2 protein-coding genes are annotated in these 1276 nt (G+C 69.4%); both read right to left on the bottom strand.

The genetic code is table 11. The features are described from left to right. Positions 1-962: MASE1 domain-containing protein (locus Q8S40_RS12570; RefSeq protein WP_305670678.1), on the bottom strand; the 962-nt coding region annotated here is incomplete at its 3' end. A 103-nt stretch (positions 963-1065) separates the two neighbouring features. Beyond that, positions 1066-1276 (bottom strand): hypothetical protein (locus Q8S40_RS12575; protein WP_305670679.1); only part of this gene is annotated, 211 nt, incomplete at its 5' end.

The raw sequence follows: 1276 nt of genomic DNA on the forward strand, positions 1-1276 counted from the left end.
CGGGTGTGCTCGGCCAGCAGGCGGTACTGCGACTCGCTGCTGCGCAGGCTGCGCAGCAGGCGCCGTCGCTCCGCCATCATCAGGCCAAGCGGCAGTGCCAGCATGCAGGCGGCCAGCACGTACACCTGCGGCAGCAGGCGGTGGGCGAAGGCATGCGTCTCGCCCACCAGCTGGAACGGCCCCAACTGCAGGATCGAAGCCGCGCCGGAGGCCACGCCAATGCTGAGCACGCCGACCACCGCCCCGGACACACCATGGCGAAAGGACATCCAGGCCAGCGGCAGAAAGGGCAGGAACAGCAGCGGATAGGTCGACTGCGCCAACACCAGCAGCAAGACGCCGAGCAAGGCGCTCCAGGTCAGCACGAAACTGGCGCGACCTCCGCGCCGACCGAACAGCCGGCCGCGCTGGCCGATCGCGAATGCGACCAGGCCGGCGGTGATCACCAGGCCCAGCAGATGCGCGCTGAAGATCGCGGTCGCGGTAGACCATGCACCCAAGGGGCGCTGATCGATCAGGCCCAGGCCCAAGCTGGTGGCGACCGCAGTGAACAGACTCGCCGCCGAACTGAAGGCGGCCGCCAGACCGGCATTGCCCAGCAGCGCCGCAGGCTCTGAAAGTGGCCGACCGTAGCGACGCACTCCGTAGACCACCAGTGCGATTTCTGCGAGGTTGAAAGCGCTGACCAGCGCGGCGCGCAGCAGGGGCTCATCGGCCAACAGGCGCGGCACCACCAGGGCTGCGCCAAGCGCAAGCCAGAGCCATGCCGGCGGAGCATGCCGCAGCCACACCAGCAATCCGACCGCGAAACCGTTGCTGAGCCAGACCAGCGCGATGCCGCCCTCCAACCGGCTTAGCGCCAGCGACAGCAGGGACAGCGCCAGCACGCCCGCGACCAGCGCGGAGGCAAAGCCCGCGGAGGCAGACAGGGCTGGACGCGTGAAGGCCGCGGAATGGGGCATGAGAAATCGGGTTCGGCGGGGGCCGGTCTGGGCCCGATTCTGTCCTGCAAATTGCGGACCGTGCGGGGGCGAGGTTCGCAGAATGCGCCGCAGCGGCGTTGCGTCAATCCACTGAGCGCGAAGCCTGCACGCGACCGGTGGGTGTGTGGCACTCGCCGCCCGAGGACGCGAAGAAGCGCGCCCAGTCGAGCCTGTTGCGTGTCATCTCGCGTGCCTTCTGAGCGGCCCGATCGCCAAGGACTGCGATCACCGCGGCTTGTGCGCCGCAGCATGCACGCCTAGACTGCGCGCCCGCGCCGCGTGTGTTCGCCGCC

Origin of the sequence: Falsiroseomonas sp. (assembly GCF_030695085.1) — a bacterium.
Classification (GTDB): Bacteria; Pseudomonadota; Alphaproteobacteria; order Acetobacterales; family Acetobacteraceae; genus Falsiroseomonas.